The sequence below is a fragment of the Bythopirellula goksoeyrii genome, assembly GCF_008065115.1.
GTDB lineage: Bacteria > Planctomycetota > Planctomycetia > Pirellulales > Lacipirellulaceae > Bythopirellula > Bythopirellula goksoeyrii.
This window is the reverse complement of record NZ_CP042913.1, coordinates 5,396,930-5,419,685: the sequence shown is the minus strand read 5'-3', so window position 1 is coordinate 5,419,685 and position 22,756 is coordinate 5,396,930. Positions and strand designations below refer to the sequence as shown.

Here is a 22,756-nt window from a genome sequence, read left to right as displayed (position 1 = left end):
AAACAAAGCGTGATGCTACCAACATCACAATGCGCAACTCTTTCTCGTTTTAGCGCACGATAGCTACTTATCTTTACAGTCGTAGATTACAATGAGAATTATGTTGGAACATCTTACTACCGAGCTAAGCAATCCTGCTTCCGAAGCCCTAGATAGCCTGAGCCCTCGCGAGATCGTTGCGCTCATTAATTCTGAGGACGCAGGGATCGCCGATGCCGTCGCTCAGCAGTCAGAGCAGATTGCTAAAGCTATCGAGGTCATCGCGCATCGCCTCCGTCACGGTGGAAGACTCATCTACATTGGTGCGGGTACTTCGGGTCGGCTGGGTATTTTGGATGCTGCAGAGTGTCCTCCCACTTTCAATTCTGACCCTTCTCAAGTCGTCGGGATTATCGCGGGCGGCCCAACTGCGGTCCTGCGAGCTGTCGAAGGGGCTGAAGACTCACCAGAACTTGCCAAACAAGACTTGAAAAACATTGAACTCTGTAGCAACGACGTTGTTGTTGGGATCGCTACGAGTGGCCGTACTCCCTACGTCGCTGGTGCGTTGGAGTATGCACGCAGTCAGGGTGCGTACGCAATTGGGCTCAGTTGCAATCATAATGCGACGATCAACACCCGATCCGATCTTACGATTTCTCCAGTCGTGGGACCTGAGATCCTGAGCGGTTCGACAAGGATGAAAGCAGGCACGGCTACCAAGATGGTGCTCAACATGCTTTCTACCGGTGCCATGGTGAGGCTCGGAAAAACCTATGGGAATCTCATGGTTGACTTGCAGGCCACGAATACCAAACTCACCGAACGAAGTAGACGCATTCTTGCTAAACTGGCAATGATCTCTCCAGAAGATGCGGCGATCCAGCTTCATCAGTGTGGTGGAGAACTCAAAGTCGCGATCGTTTCTCAACGATTGAACCTCTCGCCGGACGAGGCCCGCCAGCGGTTGCAAGCCAATGGAGGCCACTTGCGCCAAGCCTTGGAAAACGATCCCGATTGAGATAACAATTGGGAGCAAGGGGTCATGTCTGAAAATCACAATCTAATCCTTGGAATAGATGGTGGGGGGACCAAGACCGTTGCCTGCCTGGCGCAAGTCGTTCCTGATGGTTCTTTTCATGTCGTCGGGCGAGGACAGTCGGGTAGTTCCAATCTAAAAGCCGTTGGGCCTGAAAAGGCCCTGGAGAATCTTGCTGAGGCTCTCGATCAAGCGTGGTCCGATGCCCAGGTGGCACCGGAATCTGTGTCGCTCGCCGTCTTGGGGCTCTCCGGTGCTGGCCGACCAGAAGCGCAATCCCTTCTACAACAATGGAACACTGAGAACCGCATCGCACACAAGCTCTCGATTGTGCATGACGCTCTGCCGGTACTGGCAGCGGGCACTCCTGATGGAAGCGGCGTGGCGTTGATCGCAGGGACGGGGTCTGTAGCGTTTGCCGCGGATTCCAATCGCAAGACGGCTGTTGTGGGTGGCTGGGGGTATTGGTTCGGCGATGAAGGGAGCGCTTTCTGGCTGGGGCAAGCTGCCTTGAGAGCTGCATCACTGGCGAGTGATGGTCGCTCGCCTGCGACTCAGCTATTGGAGGCAATCCTCGATCGGCTATCGATATCCGATCCGCGAGAGATGCTGACCTCACTTGCACGATGTGGCGACGTACGGTCGGCAATTGCGGGACTGGCCGACCTGGTAAGCATCGCTGCAGACCAACAAGATACCGCTGCGCTTGAGATCGTCTCCCAGGCTGCAGGTCATCTAGCCGCGCTCGTCGTCGCTGCAGCGAAACAGCTCGAGCTCGGAATGCGATTTCCTCTGGCGCTCGCCGGGGGGGTGCTGAGTGGGAGCCAATTGATTCGAGAAGCGTTGCTCGGTGAGTTGGCTGCACGCGGGGTGTCTCCTGATTCAGTGCAATTGGTTACTGATCCTGTCAATGGTTGCCTCAAAGTAGCGATGTGCGAAATCACTAGTCAGTCGAGCGCCTGACCGAGTAGTTGAACTTCACTTGGCATGCACGGTCACACCGCCGACGAGCGGTCTCGCGCAGCCCGTTGTTTCGGGAATCGTCAGCGGTAGCTTTTTCATGTGCCGGACGGCTAGCCAGGCAAAGCATTGCGCTTCGAGCGAGTCGGGATCGACTCCTCGTTCGCTTACACTTCGGACTTCTCCGAATCGCTCTTGCAGAAACCGCATGATCAGCGGGTGATGGACTCCTCCGCCTGTGACCAAAAGCTGCTTGGGCATGCTCGGTAGTTTCTGCGCTGCACGATAAACAGCTTCAGCGGTAATCGCACAGAGGGTTGCCGCACCATTTGCTACGCTCAATCCCGAGACATCGACGTGATCAAAGTCATAGCGGTCGGCTGATTTGGGGAGCGAGCGAGAAAAGAAGTCCGCAGCAAGTGCAGCCTCGAGTACTTCGTTGTTCACCGTACCAGACAAGGCGAGTTTGCCATCGCGGTCAAAGGGAAGTTGGACCATCTTCTGAACCCAGGCATCAATGAGCCCGCAACCAGGACCCGTGTCACCAGCAATAATTTGTCCACAATCACCCAGCCAGGTGACGTTCGCTACGCCACCTAGATTCAACACCATCGTCGGCAATTCTTCGTTGGCAAACAGTGCTTGATGATAGAGGGGAACCAAGGGAGCTCCCTCTCCACCCGCCGCCAAGTCACAACGCCGAAAATCGGCAACCACAGCAATGCCAAGCTCCTCGGCCAATATCCATGGATTACCGATCTGCAAGGTAAGCGCTTCTTCAGGAATATGTCGCACGGTATGTCCGTGAAATCCCAGAATCTCAACCTCGGAGCGTAGCGAAGGATCGGCATCCGCGAGAAGTTGGAAGGCTCGAACATGATGCAACGAAATATCCCGCTCCAAGCGGAGCAGGTCTGCCAAGGGTATTTCTTGCTGTGAAGCTTGCAACAGTCGAGCGCGAAGTGCCGCGTCGTAGGGGTGGGTCAACCCAGCGCGCACTGCGACCTTGTTCATGCCGTCCGTATCAAGCACGGCAACATCCACGCCATCGCAGGAAGTTCCACTCATAAATCCGGCTGCAATCGTGCTCATCCTGTTTCCTAGGCTCCTATTTCCTCGGCGCAATGGCGACCTTGGGGTAGTTCAGATGACACCCGCGGAACGCTGCTTTTTGTGAAAAACCAATTCTACAAAAAAAAATTAACCCTCATTTCGGCACCCGGCCACGCTCCAACACGTTGGCAAGCAAAGGCTTAGGAGGATTTGTCTGCCTCGGCATTTTTGGAGTTTTTACAAAAAAACTCCCCGTCTGAGTAGCCTCATCGTACTCTGTGCTGAGCCCTCTCGGCGAGCAGATTGCTCTTCGCTTGCGTGCGTTGGCAACCAGTTGTGGGCGCATTGCTAATGTCATATGAGGGGATCTGGGTACTCGATACTTGTCATTTCGAGGTACCCCGAGAAATCTGGTCAGATCCCTCGGAGTACCTCGGGATGACAGTTCACTTTGCCGCTGAATGCAGTAAGTGAAAATTCCGGATACCCTCAATATCACGGCAATGACTCCTGTTAGTGGTGGTTGGCGATCAGTCATCAGCAAGCGGTACTCCAGTAATGGAGGCCGAAAGCCGCTTTTTGACTGCCTGCGAATAGTATGTGTACGCAGGTTCAGTATAGCAGATCGGGTGGCCAAAAACGAGGAGAAACTCTAACTCGTGCCTTATGCCGCGACCCGCCGAAGCAGGTTAAACTAGAGCCATTCAATAAAAACGACACATTTCGATTGGTCTCCGATCGAACCCTTGATAGAAAGATCCAATGGGCCGGACTGTGGAAATACATCAAATAGCACGGGATGGGGCAGCCTTTCAACAGCCTGTCAATCAGCAGGAACTCTTGTTGCAGCTCAACGATGTGCTAGCGCACGAAAAGATTACTAAGGTGACGGAACTGAACGCTGGCCTGTTCAATAATACTTACCGCGTTGACACATCACAAAATGCCTACATCTTAAAGGTGGCACCTACAGGGAGTGCCGATGTCTTTTATTGTGAACGTTCTTTGATGCAGCGGGAGCAATCGATCTGCCTGCAATTGCAATCGCTCAGTCCGTTGATTCCTGAGTATCTGTCGTTTTTCAAAATAGACGGCCGGGATGCCTTTTTGCAGCGTTGGATTCAGGGCAGGCTCTGGCATGAGGTGATCTCCTCACTCTCTGAAGCAGAGAACGCCGAGCTGTGGAAGCAACTGGGGGCGTTTGCCAGAGTATTGCACAATTGCTGCGGAGAGCAGTTTGGTTATCCTGCCCCTTTGCAAGGTTTTAGTCGCTGGTCTCAGTTTATTGCTGACAATGTGGAAGGCATGATCGAAGATTGCCGGCGAGTCGGTGTCTTCTGTGAAGAGGTCGAGGTTTATCGCAGCTACTTGCCGTATTTTTTTCAGACATTGGACCAGGTCAAAACGGCAAAACTGCTCCACGGCGATCTCTGGCCAAGAAATGTCATTATTGACGGAGCAGGTGCGGATATTCACATCAAGGCAGTCTTCGATGCGGAGCGGGCTTTTTGGGGCGACCCGGCTAGTGATTGGGTCTTGATTCTTTACGGTGTGCCAGAGACTTTTTGGCAAGGCTACGGCGAGAACTTAGTGAAAACTAGTGACCCTGCTCGCATCGCAATTTATAAAGGCATGTATTTCATTCTGAATATTCTGGAGGCCGTTCGTTTTCAAGAATCCGCTGAAGCACCCAGAAAAAGATTATCAGTGATCAATGAAGAACTGGGAAAACTTTTGCGATCACAGTAGCAGAGAAAAGAGTGCGAGAGTGTTGTTAAAAAAGACTCCCGATCCCTTTGAATTCCCTGAGGAAAAGAAGCTGGGGGAGAGGCTGACGGATTATTTGCCATCAAGCACAAAAGAATAGCTGAGTCTATTAGAAGAACTTTGCAAAATGATTTGCTTCTTGAATTCCGTGGGGAAGTACGATTCGATACTTTTTTCTCGAATCATCTATCCTGACCAACAAGACGGCCTCCCCAGGTGGTACAGGCTCATCAAGATTTCTCACAAGAAGCCCGCTATTACCGATTTGGGCAACAGGAATTCGGCGAGTCCCCACCTTTATGGCGATTCCTACTTTCGCAGAATGTCCTCGGGTTTGTATTGCCATGTTAAGTAATGAAGATGAAATATTTAGGAATGCTGAAATCTACGCTAAGCTTAGACACCGAACGATTTTACGTCAAGATAGTCCAGGGCATGGAATGGAGGGTCACGTTTGGAAAACCTCAGGTCACTCGGTAATTAAAGCCTTTTATCGGCAAGAAAACTTTGACACTGAACTCAAATGCTATCAGAGACTAAAGGATCATGGAGTAAACCGTATACATGGGCTAGAAGTGCCTGTTCTTGAGGGCCACGATGTTTATCTGCGTGTAATCGAAATGACGTTTGTCAGGCCGCCATATTTACTCGACTTTGGAAAAGCCACCCTAGATCATCCTCCAAGCTATCTCTGTGACGAGCAAGACAAGCGCCGCTTTGAATCGCTAGGACGCTCAGAATTTGGCGATCAGTGGCCACAAGTGAACGCTGTCTTATTCACGCTTAAGAGTTCCTACGGAATCTATTACCTTGACCCACGCCCTCAGAATATCTGCCTCGGTTTACCGGACTCAGAAAATGACGATTGGATGAAAGAACCTCCAATAGACTATACGGAATACGAATAAAATACTTGTATTCAAAGTGAACCACTACCGATAGGGTAAAAACTTGACAGCCCGCTCAAATTGGAGATACTTAACTGTAGTTGCTGTGAGGTTCTGTGAAGGACCAAGCGGCTTTTGATATTCGTCCAGCACTTTGTTGTGCTGCAAGTCGGCTTGGGTGACCATGTCGGTTTGACGTATCTGAAAATGTAATTGCCTTTGTGGCAGACCGTAAGGTCAGAAGGAGATACCATGGCCAAAAAGAGGCTGGAAAGTAAAGATGCGCCCATATCTAGGAAGGTGGAGTTGCTAGAGCGGCTCAACGCGAAAGCACAATCCTATTCTACCAAAGCGACTTTGCTCTCAAATGCTTTAGTCGAAGCAGAAGAGTTCTTACAGCATTTGTCCGGCAAAATCGAAGTTTCGGTCCCTATGGATAGTGAAAACACTAGTTTGAGCTTTGGCCGGTTTGGTAGTAATTGGTGCTTACTCATGGATTGGCAGGATGATGAAGGGAATGAAAGATCGGATCCAATCACGCAACTAAGCCTAGACATGAAAGCGCTGGCAGCAGAGCATCTTGGCAAATTATATGCTGAATTGCAGAAACATTTTGATGAACTGGAGACTCGCCTAGATGATAGCTTGGCAAGCCTACGTGAATTACCTTTCCTAGACCTTGATGAGCTTGCCGAGAACTGCGATCAAGACATTGATTTTGATGAGGAAGGCGGGCAAGCTCACGATGAGATCACTTTCTAGATCAAAAAATGCTCGGCATGTTGAATCAATCAAATGGGTCGGGAGTCATTGTTTGAAAAAGACACCCGACCCTTTTGAATTTCCCTTTTGAATTTCCCGACCGCTATGAACCTCGGCTACACAAGCGGAGACCGAAGCATTACGGCTATCTAAGGAAACCAAGGATAAAGAAAAAGGGTCGGGTTTCTTTGATTTTGAATGACTCCCGCCCCTCCATTGAAAATGCCAAGCAACGTTACCCAAAAGCGGCTAGCTGGCTCGAGGACTGGTGGGCAGCCGCACGCAAGGCCCGTTGGTCTCGATTAGTGGACGTGCGGGTACTGTATCCGGACGCCGACGAAGTGGGGCAATGCCTTGTGTTTAATGCCTGTGGCAACGATTACCGCCATGTGAGCAATGGGGACACCCAACCATGCACATGCTCTATTCAGGGAAAGAAACGGTAGATTTCGCGTCGGTGAAGACAACGCACAAACACTGCCATCTCGCCTTCCAATTAAAGACCAATCCGGTAGTCGCCAATACGAATGCGATAGTAGTCCCCACTGCCGCCGCTGAGCTTCTTCATACTCGTGATTTCTCCCAACTCAACTGCTCCCTCTACTTCTTCGATTGCCTCGCGGACACGAGCAAGCATCTGACGATTTCTCTGCAGCTTCTTCAGGTCGCGCTCAAAGCTTCTGCGGAATGCCGTTTTCACGACCCACCGTCCAGCAGGTCAAAGACCTGATCGCGATTAATCATGTCTGTTTCCCGGCCTTCTTCAATCGCTGCAACCAGGGAGATCTCTTCGAGGACATCGGCGAACACTTCGCGCAGAAGATCACGTTGCTCGCTGAACGTCTCGACGAGTGCTTCTTTCATCGCCTGCTTGAGCATTTCGGGTGGTATGCTTGCCTGAGCCATAATTCTGCTCTTTCAAATAAAGAACTTCGCAGTTTGATACTTCGACATTGCCAAACGCCGGCGGAAGTAGATGCCTACCGGATAGCTCAATTATCCGCCATGGTCATCGCCGGTCAACTGTCAGCGGCAAAAGGAGATGCCATTTTATGTTCGGAGCCAAGCACCAAGTGAGAATTGAACCTGCTATCTTGTAATCATTTGCGACGAGAACAGGTCGGAGATTGACGCAGTCTCGAATCGTGCCTGTTCATTTCTCGGGTCTTAGGCATTTATGGGTCGATGTATAGTCATTCCGCTTTCGTGAGAGCATAGGGATCGGGTTTCTTTGATTGAAAATGAATCCCGCCGCTTTGGAATTTCCAAGCTGTGAGTACTCCCGCACCTACGCTCGATTTCGTTTATAGCCATAAAGCACCCAGGCAATTGATACCAACAAGATCGATGGTGCTTCGGGTACGCTCTTAGTGGCAATCAGCGGTGAAGAGCCTCCATACTGTTCTTGCCATAAAGCCAACTCCCCCGCGCTTCCACTTTCGGTTGTTTCACCTCGTTGCCATTCAAGAAAGTCGTGGCCGTCCACGTCCCCGTCTCCGTCGAAATCAGCCGAAGCAGGAACGGCCAGAAACTGCATCAAATCTGCCATAGATCCCTCAAAGACGTCGCCGTCCACAGGCCCGGCGATTCCCGGCACACTCCAACTGTCCGTCCATTGCCAAAAGTCCCAGTCGTTCCAAACGCCCGATAAAGAGGAAGGTGGAGTCGACGGCGGGGTGTAATTCCAATTCGCCAACCAGAAATCATATTGGGCAATGTCCGACTCAAAATAATTGATCGCGTAATTGCTGTTTGAATAAATCATCGCCGTGAACCCTAGGCGAGTCTCAACCACCGCATTAAAATTGCGTATCCACTGGGAGAGGAATGACTTTTGCGTCGTTCCAATCGGAATCTGATGGGCATCAGGCAGCCGCTCAACATCCAGCACGGGGCGTAAGAAAAGCCCGGGGCTTTGATAGTATGCTTGGATCGCATCCACAAAGTCATTCGCCTCGTTGGCAGCATCAAGCGGATCGTTCTCAAAACTATCTGGGCGGGCAAAATGGTAGGGACCGATCATGACGCCTGCCGCACTAGCTCCGGCCATGTTTTGAGAATATCGAACGTCAATGAAGTCCACGCCTTCGGTGGCCTTGGTAAATGCAAACTCAACTCCAGCATTCTTTACCGACGCCCAATTGATATTCCCCTGCCAATGGGAGACATCGATCCCTTGGATGAACTGCGCTGCTAGAGGTGTCTGCGTGACAAGAGCCACTCCCAGCATGAAAATCATGCGACGATGAAACAGCGCTGCAAGTTTGGAATAGAAATGGCTCATGAATTGAAACTTCAGCAAGTTTAGCGCCGCCCAAAAAACCGCTAGTCACACCCTGATTTTAGCATAACGTAGAGCTCTTGAAAGTGAGCAGAGAAAACAGTGTAAGAAAGGTCAAAATGGCAGAGAAAGCAGGTCGTGTGTCTTTGATTTAGAATGACCACCGACCCCCTGGTAGGTCCCTTTTAGCTTCCTTCAGCTGTGCACCGGTCCCGAGAAGAGACTGCTGGCAAGCCAGCAATGGTACCCGGCGCCGTGCCTAATGCCGCGAGAGCATAAGCAGGCGAAACTCCATGACCTGTGAGCCGGGTATGTCGAGAGCTCGGAGCATCAACGTGCCTTTGCCTTTCTTCACGTGCAGCGTGCCGAGCTTCATAGGGCGGAATTCCTTGTAGTACGATTCGTCCCGTTGGCAGCGGTCTTGTTCTGCACCGAGAGCTGGCGGATCATGCGCTTCGGTGATTTTTCCGGTCAGTCGGGAGTCTCCGCAGCTGAGTTCGATCGTCGAGCCGACATCAGCTTCTGGGCACGTGTAGTAGATTTCGACGTCAAAGACTCCATCGTCAGGCGCCTCGACCTCCCAGGAGATCGCGTCGGTCGTGCTTGTCCAGTTGGTGAAGTACGAGCAGTTGGGATGCTTGGAGGATCGTTTGATCTTTCCATGGGCAACGCCGTCACGAGCGGGAATCTGCGTGAAGCGATAGTCCGGGTGCCCCATGATGAGTGGGCGTTGATCGTCTCGCAGGCCAGTCAATAATTCCTTCCGCCATGATCGAACGGCTTTCCTCAGGCGACGAGTGATGTCGGGATGCTGTTCGGAGACGTCGTGGCGTTGTCCAGGATCCTTGTCGAGCTCGTGCAGCAGTCCTTCATTGTCGAGCAGGAATCTCTCGGTTCGCGCGGCGACCTTGTCTTGCCAGTGAGAGAAGATCATGCGGTCTTCCCACATGTAATCGTCGCTAGTCAGTAGGGACTTCAGACTGACTCCGTCGAGCGGCTGTTTGCTGACGACTTCTACGCCGGCCAGATCAGCAAGTGTGGGCAAGAGATCAATCGCCGCGCCGTTCTCCGCGATTTGTCTCCCGGCAGGAATCCTGCCAGGCCAGCGGATCAGCAGAGGCGATCGGACTCCACCTTCGTCGGTCGAACTCTTGCGCCCCTTCATGTCGCCATTCCAGCGATGGCCATTAGGGCCGTTGTCGCTAAAGTAGACGACGATTGTGTTTTCAGCGACCTTCAGGTCATCGAGCTTCTTGAGTAGTCGTCCGACATTCCAGTCGATATTCTCGCACATCGCCAGAGCCGCTCGCGTGTGCTGCAGGTTTTCCATTTCGGTATCGCGAGCGCGCAGCTCCAGATCTGCGCCGTCGAACTTTTTCCAGAAGCGATCGGGAACCTGCATCGGAGAATGGGGCGTGTTGTACGGCAGGTAGGCAAAGAATGGCTTGTTCTGCTTGACGCTCTCTTCGATAAATGCCAGCGCTTGATTGGTGAAGTCGTCAATGCAGAAGCCGTTTCCGCGGACCAGCTTTCCGTTTCGCTCCAGCATCGGTGCGAAGTAGTGACCCCAGTGGCCGGAGCAGAATCCGTAGAACTCATCAAAGCCGCGTCCGTTCGGATGATAGGGGTACTGCATTCCGTTGTGCCATTTGCCGAACGCTCCGGTCGCATAGCCGCCTGCGCGAAACGTGTCGGCGATGGTGTTCTCGTCGAGATTGAGTCGTTCGGCGCCCATCGATACGCCATGAACGCCACCCCGGGGGTGGTAGCGACCGGTCAAGAACTCGGCTCGAGTTGGCGAACAGACGGGGCAGACATAAAAGCGGTCGAAGCTGGCGCCGTCATGAGCCAGGGAGTCAACATTCGATGTGCTGAGATTGACGTTGCCGTTGAGGCTGAGATCTCCCCAGCCCTGATCGTCTGACAGAATCACAACGACGTTGGGCCTTTGATCAGCAGCCCAGGTAACCGTCGCGACAAGTAGAAAGCAAAGTGCAAATAAGATGCGAGCGCTGCACGCTTGTGTGATAACAAGACTTGCCAAGCGGGAGCCAGCCAGAGAGCTCTCTCTCCTGAGCTTTTTGAAATTGGTTCGAGTCATTTCGACGAGATGATTCTGCGACGGGACAATGTTGAGCATGCCGTTACTCTGGACGAGGTAGCAAATGAGAACAAGCACCAATATACATAGAATATCACGATTTCGAGACGCTGATTCAAAGTGCTCGGGAGCCATTGGTGTAACTGGTCTTTCGGCCACTTGACCCTTTGTCTGCTCCCAATCCAAAGTCGAACTGGACATCAGCTATCGTGCGGAGAAGTGCATAACCGCGGCAGAGAAACGGGGTCGGGTTTCTTTGGTTTTGAATGACCCCCGACCCCCTGGTATGCCCCTATTGGTTTCCTTCAGCCGAGCAACCATGCCGAGAAGAGACAGCTGAGCAAGGCAGCAGTGGCACTCGGCGACATCATTCTATCCCAATTGCGAGCCGATTGAGAGTTGTTGCCAGACAGATCCAAGGGTATTCTTCAGTGGTTCGAACATCGGATCACGATTAAGGAGATTGACAGCGATGATTGCCCACCGATTGGCTCTGCGATTCGCTTTTGCGTTGACTTTGCTCACCATTTGTGCAAGCAAAGGCTCGTGCCAAGCGGTCGCACCACCCGCGGAGTCTTCCAGCGTAAAACCCGGAATTAACGACGCTTTCTTGGATCCAGAATTGGACGTCGACGAGTGGGTAGCTCGCTTTGAAGTGGAGAGTCGCGAAATCTTCCGGGCTCGCGATAAAATCGTCACCCTGCTGAATCTGACTGCTGGCGATCGTATCGCAGACATCGGCGCTGGCACGGGCCTGTTCGTCGAACCTTTTGCCAAGGCAGTGGGCCCGACGGGGCAAGTTCTAGCCATTGATATCGCCCCGGCGTTTATTGAGCGAATCAATCAGATTGCCGAGGCGAACGGACTGTTGAATGTTACGCCAGTGTTGGGCGGGCAGGACAACGTGCGGTTGCCTCCCGAGAGCATCGATAAGGCCCTCATTTGTGACACGTATCATCACTTCGAACATCCGCGCGACTCGTTGGCATCGATCCAGCGCGCGCTCAAGCACGGAGGGGAGTTGGTGGTGATTGATTTCGAACGCATTCCGGGAGTTTCACGCGAGTGGACTCTCGATCACGTGAGGGACGGGAAGGGTGTCTTTCGCCGAGAGATCGAGCAAGCTGGCTTTGAGTTTGTCGAGGAAATACCGATCGAGCAGTTTGAAGAGAACTACTTCCTGCGCTTTCGCAAACCATGAGTCGCGAAGAAGTAAAGAGGCCCCTGGGCATTCTGTCGCTGACTGCCCTGGTGGTGGCCAGTATGATTGGGGCTGGGGTTTTTACGACCAGTGGATTCTCGGTCGCGACTCTCCGCTCGCCGTGGCTAGTCATGGTGGCCTGGGCAGTGGGAGGCGCGATCGCCCTGTGTGGTGCGCTAAGCTATGGCAAACTCGCCCACCGTTTGGCCGAGAGTGGCGGGGAATATGTATTTCTCTCTCGCTTTCTTCATCCAGCTGCCGGATTCCTGGGGGGCTGGGTTTCCCTTCTGGCAGGTTTTACCGGAGCTGCTGCGTTCGCAGCCGTTACCTTCGATCTTTATGCCTGGCCTGCTGACAGTCGTCCGGCGTGGCTTCCTGCAAAGTCCCTGGCAATGCTACTTGTACTGGTGGTTACAGTATTCCACGCCTTCCACACCAAATCAGGAGCAATTGGTCAGAACTTATTGGTGGGATTCAAGTTGGTGCTTTTGGTCGCCTTCCTGTTGGTTGCATACTCCCTGTTTGGAAATTGGCAGGGAGGAGCAGCGCTCAGCCGACCGTTGGATTCACCGCCTCCCAATGTCCTCTTAGACTTCGCTAGCTCGGTAATGTGGATCTCATTGAGCTATAGCGGTTTCAATGCTGCCGTGTATGTTACAGAGGAAGCGCGGGGTGGTTCTGCAACGATTGCTCGAGCAATGATTTACGGGACTGTCGTAGTCACGTTTTTTTACTTGCTGCTGAATGCGGCGTTTCTGTTTGCGCCGGGAGTGCAGGCCATCGCAGGTAAAAGCGATGTTGCTGCCATCACTGCGCAGGCGTTGGCCGGGGAATGGTTCGCTTGGCTCACGCGGGCAATGATCTGCCTGGGATTAGCCAGCAGCGTGTCATCGGCATTGGTAGCAGGCCCGCGGGTCTATGCCAAAATGGCCGCCGATCGCTTGCTTCCCAGCCAGTTGGCGACCAAAGATTCGCCCCCGACGAATGCGGTACTTCTGCAAGGGACTGGAGTTTTGCTCGTGATTTACTTTTCTGGGCTCCAATCCCTGCTTTCCTATTTAGGGCTCACCCTCTCGCTGTTTGCGGCTCTTACCGTTTCGACATTATTCATTCTATCGAACGAATCCCATGGCGATGTGCCAAAAACTGAAGGTCTTCTTGCGCCAGGTATCTTTGTAAGTTCAACCTTGATACTGGCTGCGTTGGCTGCCTATCATCGTCCGTATGAAGCAATCGCGACTGCAGTCACTTTGCTGTCGGGGATAGTGGTGTACCTAGCGGTCAAACGTTTCTCTTCGAACTGAGCATGACTTCTATCAAGTGCAGTTAAAGTCGGCGGTGGTTCTAAACCTTACGTCGATAGCCGAGAGTGTCCGGGAATTGCACCCGCTATATTCAAGGACAAAGCGAATTGTCATCCCGAGGTACTCCGAGGGATCTAGCCAGGTTTCTCACCAGTACCTCGAAATGACAGAAAACAAATTCCCGGACACCCTCAGATAGCCAATTACCGATCATGCAGGAGGTTTCTCCACTGACGCAATTCTGTGGAGGCGTTCTATCACCCGACGGAGGCAACCTCATCCACCAATATCGTTCCCGATTGGAGGGCAGGAGACCTCGAATCAAAGGTAGTTCTTGGGCGGATCGTTTAGCAACTCCATCTGGCAAGGCGACATTCGCGTTCGATGTCGACGAACGATGTGGTACTATTGAAGGTTCGTACCGCTATTCCCCGTCCATTCTGCCTCTGTCGATCTTTGCGTATGTCCAAAAGCACGAATGTCAGCCACTGGATTGAACTCGTGAAGGCCGGTGATTCGGCCGCCGCGAATCGCATCTGGCAGCACTACTTTGATCGTCTTGTGCGCAGCGTACGAGCCCGGTTGCAAGGGCAGAATCTCGCCATCTCGGATGAGGACGATATCGTGGTGAGCGTGTTCGACAGCTTTTACAACGCGGCTGAAAACGGGCGTTTTCCCAACTTGACCGATCGAGACGATCTGTGGCGGCTGTTACTTCGAATGGCAGCCAGGAAAGTAGTCGACAAACGAAGACATGATCGGCGGCAGAGACGTGGCGGTAACGTACAGCTCCATTCTTTGGACCACGCTGGTGAGGATAAGCAAGTCATCGAAGCCATCGGCGACGAGCCGTCTCCGGAAATGGTGCTCATGATGCAGGAATCTGTGGAACAACTTTTTTCTCATTTAGGTGTCGGGCAGATTCGGGATTTAGCGGTTGCTAAGTTAGAGGGGTATACCAACGCGGAAATCGCACAGCGTTTGGGATGCTCTGAACGGACGATAGAACGTCGTCTGAACCTGATTCGAGAAAAATGTCAGCAGGAATTGGTCGACCCTCATGAGCATCCGTAAGAAAAAACTACCGATTGCAGCCCTGGAACGCATTGATGATCTCTGCGCGGATTTTGAACGAAAGTTGCAGTCCAACGAGCAACCGACGATCGAATCCATGCTTGTTGAGGATATCTCACCCGTCGAGCAAGAGGTCTTGCTGGCTGAACTCATCGTTCTGGACATCGACTACCGGCGACGTCGTGGTGAAACTCCGACAAAGCAGGAATACCTTGAACGTTTTCCGGAAAGTTCGAAAGTCGTCCGTGACGTTCTCAACGAAGGTGATCGACGGATAGGTGAGTTTGAACCGCCGTCTGTACCCCGTCTAGCCGAGCTTTTCCCGTCGCTGGAAATCATTGAGCTGATTGGTGCGGGAGGCATGGGCGCCGTTTACAAGGCTCGCCAATCAGGGCTCGACCGTATTGTCGCATTGAAGATTCTGCCGGAGGAATTTGGTCACGATGTTAAGTTTGCCCTGCGATTCACGCGGGAAGCTCGGACGCTGGCAAAGCTGAGTCATCCCAACATCGTCTCCGTTTATGAATTTGGAAGTGTGGAAGACACCTACTACTTTCTTATGGAATTCGTGGATGGTTCAACGCTCCGAGATATTGTTAAAGCGGGGCAACTCGCACCCGAGCACGCGCTCGCCATCGTGCCGCACCTCTGCGACGCACTGCAGTACGCACACGACAAGGGAATCGTCCACCGCGACATCAAGCCCGAGAACATCCTGATTGCCGTTGACGGCGTCGTGAAGATCGCCGATTTCGGTCTCTCGCGGATACTCGGCAATGAGAGCCAACAGGAGATGCTCACAGGAACGCACCAAGTCATGGGCACACCTCGTTACATGGCGCCCGAACAGTTGGAAGGCTCTCACAACGTCGATCACCGCGCGGACATCTATTCGCTGGGTGTGGTCTTTTACGAAATGCTGACCGGCGAACTCCCGATTGGACGTTTTGCAGCACCGTCGAAGAAAGTCGAAATCGACGTCCGGCTTGATGAAGTCGTACTCCGTACGCTTGAGAAAGAGCCGCAGCGCCGCTATCAGCATGCCAGCCAGATTAAATCTGACGTGCAATCGATTACTTCGACAAGCAATTCAGCGCTTGCTCCTACCGTCGTCTACGAGGCAAAACCTCAGGACGACCAAGCAACCCCAACTGCAAGTTTGGCACAGCAGGAACTCGCCGGGCGGATGTTGTTGACACGTCGCCAGCTTATGGAACGTGTCGAAAACTCACTGCGTCCACTCTTCCGCGGACAAATGCTCCAGGTGCTGATTGGCATTGCCCTGGTGGTGCTTGGAGCGCAGTGCTGGGCTCGCAATACACAGATTTCGCATCGCGTTATCAGCGGAGTGATATTGCATGTGTACGGCGTGATCGTGATAGCTCAAGGGCTGCTCATCTGCACGAGAATCCGAAAAATCGACTACTCGAAATCTGTTCTCGAAATCCGCAGCAAACTCGACAGCCTGCAATCTGGTTACCTGCGTGCCGGCGTCATCATCGGGTTTGTGTGGTGGCTGATGTGGATTCCCGTGGCCGTTGCCCTGGGCTTCGACGCCGTGGTGCTCTACCGAAATGCGCTTGTTTCGTCGTTAGTAATCGGAATCGTGGGATTCGTAGCCTCGGTTTGGTTGTACTGGCGCGCACTGAGAGCAGATAACCCGTCTGCTGAGTCTTGGAGAAGGAAACTCTCTGGAGAGAGCATCGCGGCCGCGTATCTCGCGCTCGACGAAATAGAAAAAGCTCAAATCCGCTGACGCAACGGCGTCGGGGCCAGACGTTGCTTAAGGTAGCAGTCCCCCCCCCGTCGCACTGATCAATTCGACTAGCTTAGCAGCTATTGGTTTGTTGGCTTTTGCGATATCGAGGCACGACAATCGTGGCCCCTCTGTAGGGCCGGCAGTGCTGGGCCAGTCCGCATAATCGTTGTAGGTGTGCCGGCAAGTGTGAGTCGAGAGTCGATGAAGGTCAAGTTCGCCTTGAGCAGGCACCGACGTACTTATAGGGGGCACTTCACGCTGACAACGATCATCGGAGTTCTCTATGAAGCGAATGCTCTCCCATTCTTGCGTTTCTCTCCTGGCACTGTTGACATTTTTTCTTGCTGCCGCGAATGTTGCTGAGGCTCAATTGGTTCAAGTTGGGCCCGGTTATGTGAAGGCGCCGTTTGTGCGTGTCTATCGGACTCCCTATGGCACGAGTGTGCGGGCTCCGTTTACGAGAGTTGATGGCGGCACACCGACTTTCGGCCGTCAATACTATCAACCCCCTTCTGCAGAAACACATGCGAATGTGCAGAGCAGAAGCGGCAACCATGTTGAGGACGTTGCCGAACTTTCGCTGTTGGAGCGTCAACGTCGCCTCGTTGCCAAGTCTGCCTGGCGACTCGATCGCGATCTGGCCGGGTTCCGCTCGGGAAGTCATTGGCAATCGGTATTGCAATTGCCGTCTGAATTTAGGCAGGGAAATCTCCCTGCCGAAAGTGGTGAACAGGTTCAGCCCGATCCGGAGGCGGTACAATCGGCGCTCGACAATTTCGATCAGGTTGCCAGCGAAAGACAATCGCGGAAGATCGCGCAACTGAACTCATTCCGCTCAACACACCGCTTATTGCGGGAGTATGTCTCGCTGCTGAGTTTGCCAACCGAAGCTCCTGATCCTCTTGAACCCGAGGCGATGGATCAGCCGCCAGTCGAGATTCCAGCTCCAGGCGAACAGCCCGCTGAAGAACTACCTCTGCCGCTGCTAAAATTTCCCCAGTAGTGATTCTGCACGCCGAGGTTTACGTAAAGTCGGGCTGACAAGATTTGAACTTGCGACCTCTGCGTCCCGAACGCAGCGCTCTAGCCAAGCTGAGCTACAGCCCGAGGGCGGTTGTGGATGCCGCCAGGGAAGCTAGTAAGTGTACCAGAGCGATGTTTTGGTCACAAGAAGTGCGTTGCAGCGAAGTGGTTTCTTGCCTGGAAGTGCAGGGGGGTGCTCTTCCAGATTGCGGATGGTTCGTTAGGATGAAGCATTGTAGTTTCCATACTTAGCACCACTCGTCGGTTCGAATCTTTGTACGCATACCTCACTATCCAAACGGGCAAGCAGGCGGGTACCAATTATACTTTGGACCCCAGCATCAAAATGCTCTTGGGGCGAGGGAGTGATTGCCATATCAGTGTTCCAGATCCGATGTGTTCGCGGGTCCACGCGGTCATTAACTTTGAGGATGACTGTTGGGTTGTACGAGATCATGGCAGTCGCAATGGGACACTCGTCAATGGACAAAAGGTGGAAGAAGCCACCCTGGGAGATGGGCACAAATTGCAAATTGGCTCCTATGCCTTTGAGTTTCATCTCTCAGACCAACCTGCCACGGCCGATACGAATGATCTGAGCCAAACTCAGACAATTGTTCAGGACAAACCGATTGCTGTGCAGCAGACGAATCAGGAGGTGCTGTCTGCCCTGCCGACTCCAGAGCAAGTGCAAGAGTTGATGTTGCTCTACCAACTGAGCATTCATTTGCTGGGTTGCGAAGAACCGGATGAAGTGATCCGCATCTCTTTGGAGTTATTGCGAGAGAGGACGAAGGCGGCCGTGGTCGGCTTCTTGTGGGTGGATGATGAGGACCAGCTCAAGCCAAAGGTCGTCATTCCCAAAGAACGGGCGGAATGTGTTCGACTGAGCCAGTCGCTTACGGAATTGGTGATGCGCCAGGGGCACGCGGTGTGGGTAGCGAATCAGTCTGCCGGTGAGACTCCCAAGAGCAGCGTCACTTTTGCCGATGCTGTATGCGCACCGTTGGTCCAGAAAAAGGCCAATGGCGATCGGCGAACCTTGGGCGCAATTCACGTTTATCTACGCGACGGGAGGTTTCGGCAATCAGACTTTGATTTTGTTATTGCGGTTGCAAATCTAGCTGCTATTTCGTTGGTGCGAGCGCGGTCGCAGGCGAGCATGCGGACCGATTTTCAGCATTTGGTCAATGCTTCGCCCGGCTACGACGAGCTTGTCGGTGAAAGCCGGGCCATGCAGGAACTGCAGACGAAGATCCAACGTGTCGGAGCGGCACCTGGGTGTGTGCTGATCCGTGGAGAAAGTGGCTCGGGCAAAGAACTAGTTGCCCGGGCGATTCACCGCGCGAGCCACCGATCTGATCGACCGATGATGTCGGTCAACTGTGCGGCGATTCCTGAGGAATTAATGGAGAGTCAACTCTTCGGACATCAGGCCGGTGCCTTTACGGGAGCTGACCGCGATCATATCGGATTCTTCGAGCAATGTGACTTGGGGACTTTGTTTCTCGATGAAATCGGCGAAATGCCGCTGGAGGGCCAGGCCAAGTTGCTGCGGATTCTCGAAGGGCATCCTTTTTTGCCTGTCGGTTCGACCCAGGAAGTGCAGGTCGATGTGCGCGTGATTGCTGCCACGAATCAGGATCTGAAGAGTTATGTCCGCGAGAAGAGATTTCGCGAGGATCTCTATTACCGCTTGAGTGTTTTTGAATTGCACTTGCCGCCGTTGCGAGACCGGGACGGCGACGTGAGCCTCTTGATCGATTTCTTCCTCGACCACTATCGCAAGCAACGAGGCCGACCGCAGCTAGAGATGAGCGATGAAGCTCGTGCGAAGTTACTAGAGTATCGTTGGCCCGGCAATGTGCGGCAACTTCGTAACGTGATCGATAGTGCGGTCGTGCTGGCGGATGACGAAGGGATCCGTCCGCGTGATCTGGGCCTGCACGACGTGGGAGACCAGGAGCTCGACACGTTGGAGATTGATCGTTGGGAGCGAAAGCTGATCATCGAAGCACTCAAGCGAACTGACAACAATGTCCCCGAGGCAGCCAAACTGCTAAACATCGGTCGGGCGACGTTGTATCGAAAGATCGAGCTTTACAATATTGACCGCTAGCAGCACGTTGCAATCGAAAGTACTCATGTCACATCTTTCCATCGAGCAGCGTCGCCAGTTTGAGAGCTTGGACCGTGAACTCCTTGAAGAGCATCAGTTGGCGCGGGTCAACAACTTGCTTTCAACGATACGTCCGCAAAACAAGTTCTATGCCACCAAGTTAGTCGATTGCCCGCAGCAATTGGAGTCACTAGAGCAGCTCACCGAGTTGCCGATGACAACCAAGGAGGAACTGGTTGGAGAAAATGGCAACCCGACGAATGTCACTTGGCCACTGGATCGCTACGTGCGCTACCACCAAACCTCCGGAACGCGCGGTCGACCTCTGACTGTGCTCGACACGAGCGAAGATTGGCAGTGGTGGGTCGATTGTTGGCAGTATGTGCTTGATGCCGCGCAGGTGACCGAGAGCGATCGAGCGATGTTGGCGTTTTCATTTGGCCCGTTCATTGGATTCTGGAGTGCCCATGATGCGCTCGTCGATCGCGGGACGCTGGCAATTCCTGGGGGAGGGATGAGCACCCTGGGGCGACTGGAGATGATGCAGCGCACTGGTGCGACAGTGCTATTCTGTACGCCGACGTATGCTTTGCATCTGGGTGAAGTAGCCAAACAAAACGGATTCGACCTCGCGGCCGATTTGCAAATTCGCAAGATTGTCGTCGCGGGTGAGCCAGGGGGATCGATCCCTGCAACTTGTGCTAGGATTGAGGCGGCTTGGGGGGCTCAAGTTACGGATCATAGTGGTGCAAGTGAAGTTGGCCCTTGGGGTTTCGGCGACACTCGTGGCACGGGCTTGCATGTGCTGGAAAGCGAATTCGTGGCCGAGTTTATTTCGGTTGAAACTGGTAAGAGCGCAGCCGAAGGGGAGTTAGCACAATTGGTTTTGACCCCGCTGGGTCGATCCGGCATGCCGGTGATCCGCTATCAAACAGGAGACCTCGTGCGACCTTATTGGCCGACTGAGGGGGAGAATCGATTCGTGCTGCTTTCCGGTGGAGTGCTGGGGCGCACCGATGATATGTTTGTTGTGCGGGGTGTGAATATCTTTCCAAGCTCTATCGAAGAAATTCTGCATAGTTTTCCCGAGGTAGCCGAATATCGGTTTACCATTGGAAAACGGGGTGAGCTGGATGAAATGCTACTTGAAGTGGAAGACCTACTTCAGCAGCCAAGTCGAATTGCGGAAGCATTGAATTTACGTTTAGGTCTTCGAGTTGAAGTCCAACAGGCAGAACCCCAGTCTTTGCCTCGATACGAAGGCAAAGGACGTCGATTTATTGACGAGCGAAAGAGTGATTGATGATTCCGCAACCGATTGAGTTGACGCTGTTAGACCCCGATACGTTGCAGATTTCCTGGAGCGATGAGATCGTTATTCGCTATACGATTCGGGAACTCAGGGAGAATTGTCCCTGTGCGACTTGCATTGAAAAACGTAGCAAGCCTGCACCGACCGAGCTGATGCCCATTCTCAAGCCTGAGGAGACGCAGCCGCTGGCGATCACCAGAATGGAGCCGCAAGGCCGCTACGCTTATGCCATCGATTTCAGCGATGGTCACAACACGGGGCTTTTTACATTGGACTTGCTGCGTGAGTTGGGTGAGGTGCAGGCCTAGCGAATCACTGGGGTGCTGGAGCTCCGCCGAGTGGGAGATTCGGTAGGCCTGGGACTCCTTCATCGGCTGCTGAAGCAGCCTCGCCGGTCTCGCCCTCGGCTTCTTTTTTCTTGACGAGTTTATCGAGACCGAGGTGAATCTTCTGGTAGACGTCGTTCGAGATCACGTAGTACCAATCACCGAAACGCTCATTCAGCTCGGCAACGCGCTCCTTGCCTTCTTTGATTTTCGCTTGGTATTCATCGAGCCGACGCTGGTTTTCTTCCTCAATGGATTTACGCTTTTCGATGATATCAGCGAGTTCTTCGTCTTTGGATGTTTCTTCGGAATCAGTCTCGTCGGATTCAGCATCGGCATTCTCGTCAGCATCTTCAGAATCTTCGGCGTTGGATTCGTCTTCAGGGGTGGCCTCGTCCGTAGGCGGAGTCTCTGTGTCAGTAGATGCTTCGTCAGACTCTTCTGCTTCGGAATCGTCGGATGCTGATTCGTCGGAGGCGGGCTCCTCGGCTGCTGAAGCATCCTCGCCGGATTCGGTATCGGCATCTTCCTTGGAGTCTTCTGGGAGGGCGGGGAGTTCTTCGAGCTCTGGTTTCTCGATCATGTTTTCATTGAACCGTGCCATGACAAAGAGATACCGGTGGATATTGTCACCCGAGGGTGCTGCACCCTCCTCGGTCTCCACCGGTTTGGTCTCTCCGGTCTCGGTATCCATTTGCAAGTTGCCGAAACGGAGGACATACTCCACGCCATCCTGCAAAGAAGCGGTCACTTCTCCCTCGCTGGAGAGAATGTCCGATTGCTTGTTCGGGCCAATGGCGACAGGCGCGAAGCCTCGGGCCATCAAGCTGGTGGCGGCGGCGTTATCTTTCATGAAATCGTCGCCCGCTTTCAAGTCGGCACTCAGTCCGGCGGGTTTGCGTTCAACGTCGACAAGCAGCAGATCGTCCAGTCCATCGGCGAGATCCTTCAGTGCTTCTTGATTCAACTCTTCGTCGTCGGCAATTGTAAAGTCGATATATTTTTTACCGTCTTTGTCGAACTCTTGAAGAGACTCAGCCTGCCACTCCGAGGTGTCGGCGTCATAGGTGAGTGTCATCTCCGCTCGGCGGTCCCAATCCATTTGGATACCTGCCAAGGTAATCATCATCTCGGCCGAATAATCCTTGATCGCGACCTTGCGGATATCGAACGAGTTGATCTTCAACAGATCATCCTCGATCCAATCCTGAAAGTTGGTCGAGAGTTTCTCTGGATCGAGTGTTACGACGTAGACCACGTCTTGATTGGTGCGACGGACATAGTATTGCCCCTCGGCATCTTTGACCGGTTTGCCGACGATCATGTCTGTGAGGTTGTCGTTGTTGTTGTCCGACATGGTCACCCGAATACCGACTCCCTCATCTTGAGAATCAAGGTTTGAAGAAGTGGGATCGACCACTCCAAGGTCGGCATGTTGGCTTGCACTTGAAGCGGCAACACGGAGTACCTCGCGATCAATTAAGCACGTGGCGGCTTCGGCCATCTGCTTCGCCGCATCCGCCGGATAGCCTTGCTTGGAAGGAATGGTCCAGAGACCATTCTCTTCGGCGACCTCAAATTCATTCGTCGACGCTGTTTCGGGATTAAACTTGACGATCTTGAGGCGTTTGGGCGCATCGATATCGAATTCATTAAGCCGTTGGCCGACAAGTGATTCGACGTCGAATGTATTCTCGCGAGGAGCTACCACAAAAGCAGCCATCAATGCCAGCGCGGCAGCGGCAACAAATGCCAGCGTCTTTGCCATTTCACTCATGGTTTTTCTGTCCGTCTAATTTCTTTGGTAGC

The 22,756-nt window shown here is 53.0% G+C and carries 20 protein-coding genes and 1 tRNA gene; 14 read left to right on the top strand and 7 right to left on the bottom strand.

The features are described from left to right. Positions 1-100: 100 nt before the first annotated feature. Positions 101-1,000 carry an N-acetylmuramic acid 6-phosphate etherase gene (murQ, locus tag Pr1d_RS21445; protein ID WP_148075441.1) on the top strand — a complete coding sequence of 300 codons (900 nt, stop codon included), beginning with the start codon at positions 101-103 and terminating at the stop codon, positions 998-1,000. 24 nt (positions 1,001-1,024) lie between these two features. After that, entirely contained in the window at positions 1,025-1,981 is a 957-nt protein-coding gene (locus Pr1d_RS21440; RefSeq protein WP_148075440.1) for an N-acetylglucosamine kinase, read from the top strand. A gap of 15 nt (positions 1,982-1,996) precedes the next feature. Here the strand turns inward: Pr1d_RS21440 and Pr1d_RS21435 are convergent, their stop codons facing one another. Next, on the bottom strand, positions 1,997-3,070 hold the full coding sequence (locus Pr1d_RS21435) for an anhydro-N-acetylmuramic acid kinase (RefSeq protein ID WP_148075439.1): 1,074 nt from the start codon (positions 3,068-3,070) through the stop codon (positions 1,997-1,999). A 735-nt stretch (positions 3,071-3,805) separates the two neighbouring features. On the opposite strand from Pr1d_RS21435, the gene Pr1d_RS21430 reads away from it, so the two are divergent. The 4 genes from Pr1d_RS21430 to Pr1d_RS21415 all read left to right on the top strand — a co-directional run bounded on the left by Pr1d_RS21430 (position 3,806) and on the right by Pr1d_RS21415 (position 6,893). Then, the gene (locus tag Pr1d_RS21430) at positions 3,806-4,780 is read left to right on the top strand and encodes a phosphotransferase family protein (RefSeq protein WP_168205399.1); all 975 of its coding nucleotides are present in this window, start codon (positions 3,806-3,808) and stop codon (positions 4,778-4,780) included. Positions 4,781-5,373: 593 nt separating this feature from the next. Continuing rightward, positions 5,374-5,706, top strand: a complete 333-nt coding sequence (locus tag Pr1d_RS21425) for a hypothetical protein (protein ID WP_148075437.1) — start codon at positions 5,374-5,376, stop codon at positions 5,704-5,706. A gap of 231 nt (positions 5,707-5,937) precedes the next feature. Beyond that, on the top strand, positions 5,938-6,447 hold the full coding sequence (locus tag Pr1d_RS21420; protein WP_148075436.1) for a hypothetical protein: 510 nt from the start codon (positions 5,938-5,940) through the stop codon (positions 6,445-6,447). 194 nt (positions 6,448-6,641) lie between these two features. Continuing rightward, positions 6,642-6,893 (top strand): type II toxin-antitoxin system HigB family toxin, encoded by a 252-nt coding sequence (locus Pr1d_RS21415; RefSeq protein ID WP_168205398.1) that lies wholly within the window; start codon positions 6,642-6,644, stop codon positions 6,891-6,893. 50 nt (positions 6,894-6,943) lie between these two features. Here Pr1d_RS21415 and Pr1d_RS21410 read toward each other — a convergent pair whose 3' ends face one another. From Pr1d_RS21410 to Pr1d_RS21395, 4 genes are all read right to left on the bottom strand, one after another. Further along, complete coding sequence (locus Pr1d_RS21410) at positions 6,944-7,147, bottom strand: type II toxin-antitoxin system RelE family toxin (protein WP_210417797.1); 204 nt, start codon at positions 7,145-7,147, stop codon at positions 6,944-6,946. Then, complete coding sequence (locus tag Pr1d_RS21405; RefSeq protein ID WP_148075434.1) at positions 7,144-7,353, bottom strand: hypothetical protein; 210 nt, start codon at positions 7,351-7,353, stop codon at positions 7,144-7,146. The genes Pr1d_RS21410 and Pr1d_RS21405 overlap by 4 nt, the downstream gene beginning before the upstream one ends. A 382-nt stretch (positions 7,354-7,735) precedes the next feature. Further along, the gene (locus Pr1d_RS21400; protein ID WP_148075433.1) at positions 7,736-8,731 is read right to left on the bottom strand and encodes a glycoside hydrolase family 25 protein; all 996 of its coding nucleotides are present in this window, start codon (positions 8,729-8,731) and stop codon (positions 7,736-7,738) included. Positions 8,732-8,987: 256 nt separating this feature from the next. Continuing rightward, the gene (locus Pr1d_RS21395) at positions 8,988-10,868 is read right to left on the bottom strand and encodes an arylsulfatase (protein WP_238476560.1); all 1,881 of its coding nucleotides are present in this window, start codon (positions 10,866-10,868) and stop codon (positions 8,988-8,990) included. 433 nt (positions 10,869-11,301) lie between these two features. Between Pr1d_RS21395 and Pr1d_RS21390 the strand changes: the two genes are divergently transcribed. From Pr1d_RS21390 to Pr1d_RS21370, 5 genes are all read left to right on the top strand, one after another. Further along, the gene (locus Pr1d_RS21390) at positions 11,302-12,030 is read left to right on the top strand and encodes a class I SAM-dependent methyltransferase (protein WP_148075432.1); all 729 of its coding nucleotides are present in this window, start codon (positions 11,302-11,304) and stop codon (positions 12,028-12,030) included. Continuing rightward, complete coding sequence (locus Pr1d_RS21385) at positions 12,027-13,334, top strand: APC family permease (protein WP_148075431.1); 1,308 nt, start codon at positions 12,027-12,029, stop codon at positions 13,332-13,334. Before Pr1d_RS21390 ends, Pr1d_RS21385 begins: the two co-directional genes overlap by 4 nt. A gap of 462 nt (positions 13,335-13,796) precedes the next feature. Beyond that, positions 13,797-14,408 carry an ECF-type sigma factor gene (locus tag Pr1d_RS21380; protein WP_148075430.1) on the top strand — a complete coding sequence of 204 codons (612 nt, stop codon included), beginning with the start codon at positions 13,797-13,799 and terminating at the stop codon, positions 14,406-14,408. Beyond that, positions 14,395-16,164 (top strand): serine/threonine-protein kinase, encoded by a 1,770-nt coding sequence (locus Pr1d_RS21375; protein ID WP_238476559.1) that lies wholly within the window; start codon positions 14,395-14,397, stop codon positions 16,162-16,164. Before Pr1d_RS21380 ends, Pr1d_RS21375 begins: the two co-directional genes overlap by 14 nt. Before the next feature lie 286 nt (positions 16,165-16,450). Then, positions 16,451-17,170, top strand: coding sequence for a hypothetical protein (locus tag Pr1d_RS21370; protein WP_148075429.1), 720 nt, complete (start codon positions 16,451-16,453; stop codon positions 17,168-17,170). Between the two features lie 29 nt (positions 17,171-17,199). Here the strand turns inward: Pr1d_RS21370 and Pr1d_RS21365 are convergent. Continuing rightward, positions 17,200-17,274 (bottom strand) — tRNA-Pro (locus Pr1d_RS21365). 190 nt (positions 17,275-17,464) lie between these two features. Between Pr1d_RS21365 and Pr1d_RS21360 the strand changes: the two genes are divergently transcribed. The 3 genes from Pr1d_RS21360 to Pr1d_RS21350 are packed head-to-tail and all read left to right on the top strand — an operon-like array spanning position 17,465 to position 20,929. After that, positions 17,465-19,309: a sigma 54-interacting transcriptional regulator gene (locus tag Pr1d_RS21360; protein WP_148075428.1), complete on the top strand. Its 1,845-nt coding sequence runs from the start codon at positions 17,465-17,467 to the stop codon at positions 19,307-19,309. Between the two features lie 25 nt (positions 19,310-19,334). Continuing rightward, entirely contained in the window at positions 19,335-20,612 is a 1,278-nt protein-coding gene (locus Pr1d_RS21355) for a phenylacetate--CoA ligase family protein (RefSeq protein WP_148075427.1), read from the top strand. Continuing rightward, positions 20,612-20,929 carry a DUF971 domain-containing protein gene (locus Pr1d_RS21350; protein WP_148075426.1) on the top strand — a complete coding sequence of 106 codons (318 nt, stop codon included), beginning with the start codon at positions 20,612-20,614 and terminating at the stop codon, positions 20,927-20,929. Before Pr1d_RS21355 ends, Pr1d_RS21350 begins: the two co-directional genes overlap by 1 nt. 4 nt (positions 20,930-20,933) lie before the next feature. Here Pr1d_RS21350 and Pr1d_RS21345 read toward each other — a convergent pair whose 3' ends face one another. Beyond that, positions 20,934-22,724, bottom strand: coding sequence for a DUF4340 domain-containing protein (locus Pr1d_RS21345; protein ID WP_148075425.1), 1,791 nt, complete (start codon positions 22,722-22,724; stop codon positions 20,934-20,936). Positions 22,725-22,756: the final 32 nt, after the last annotated feature.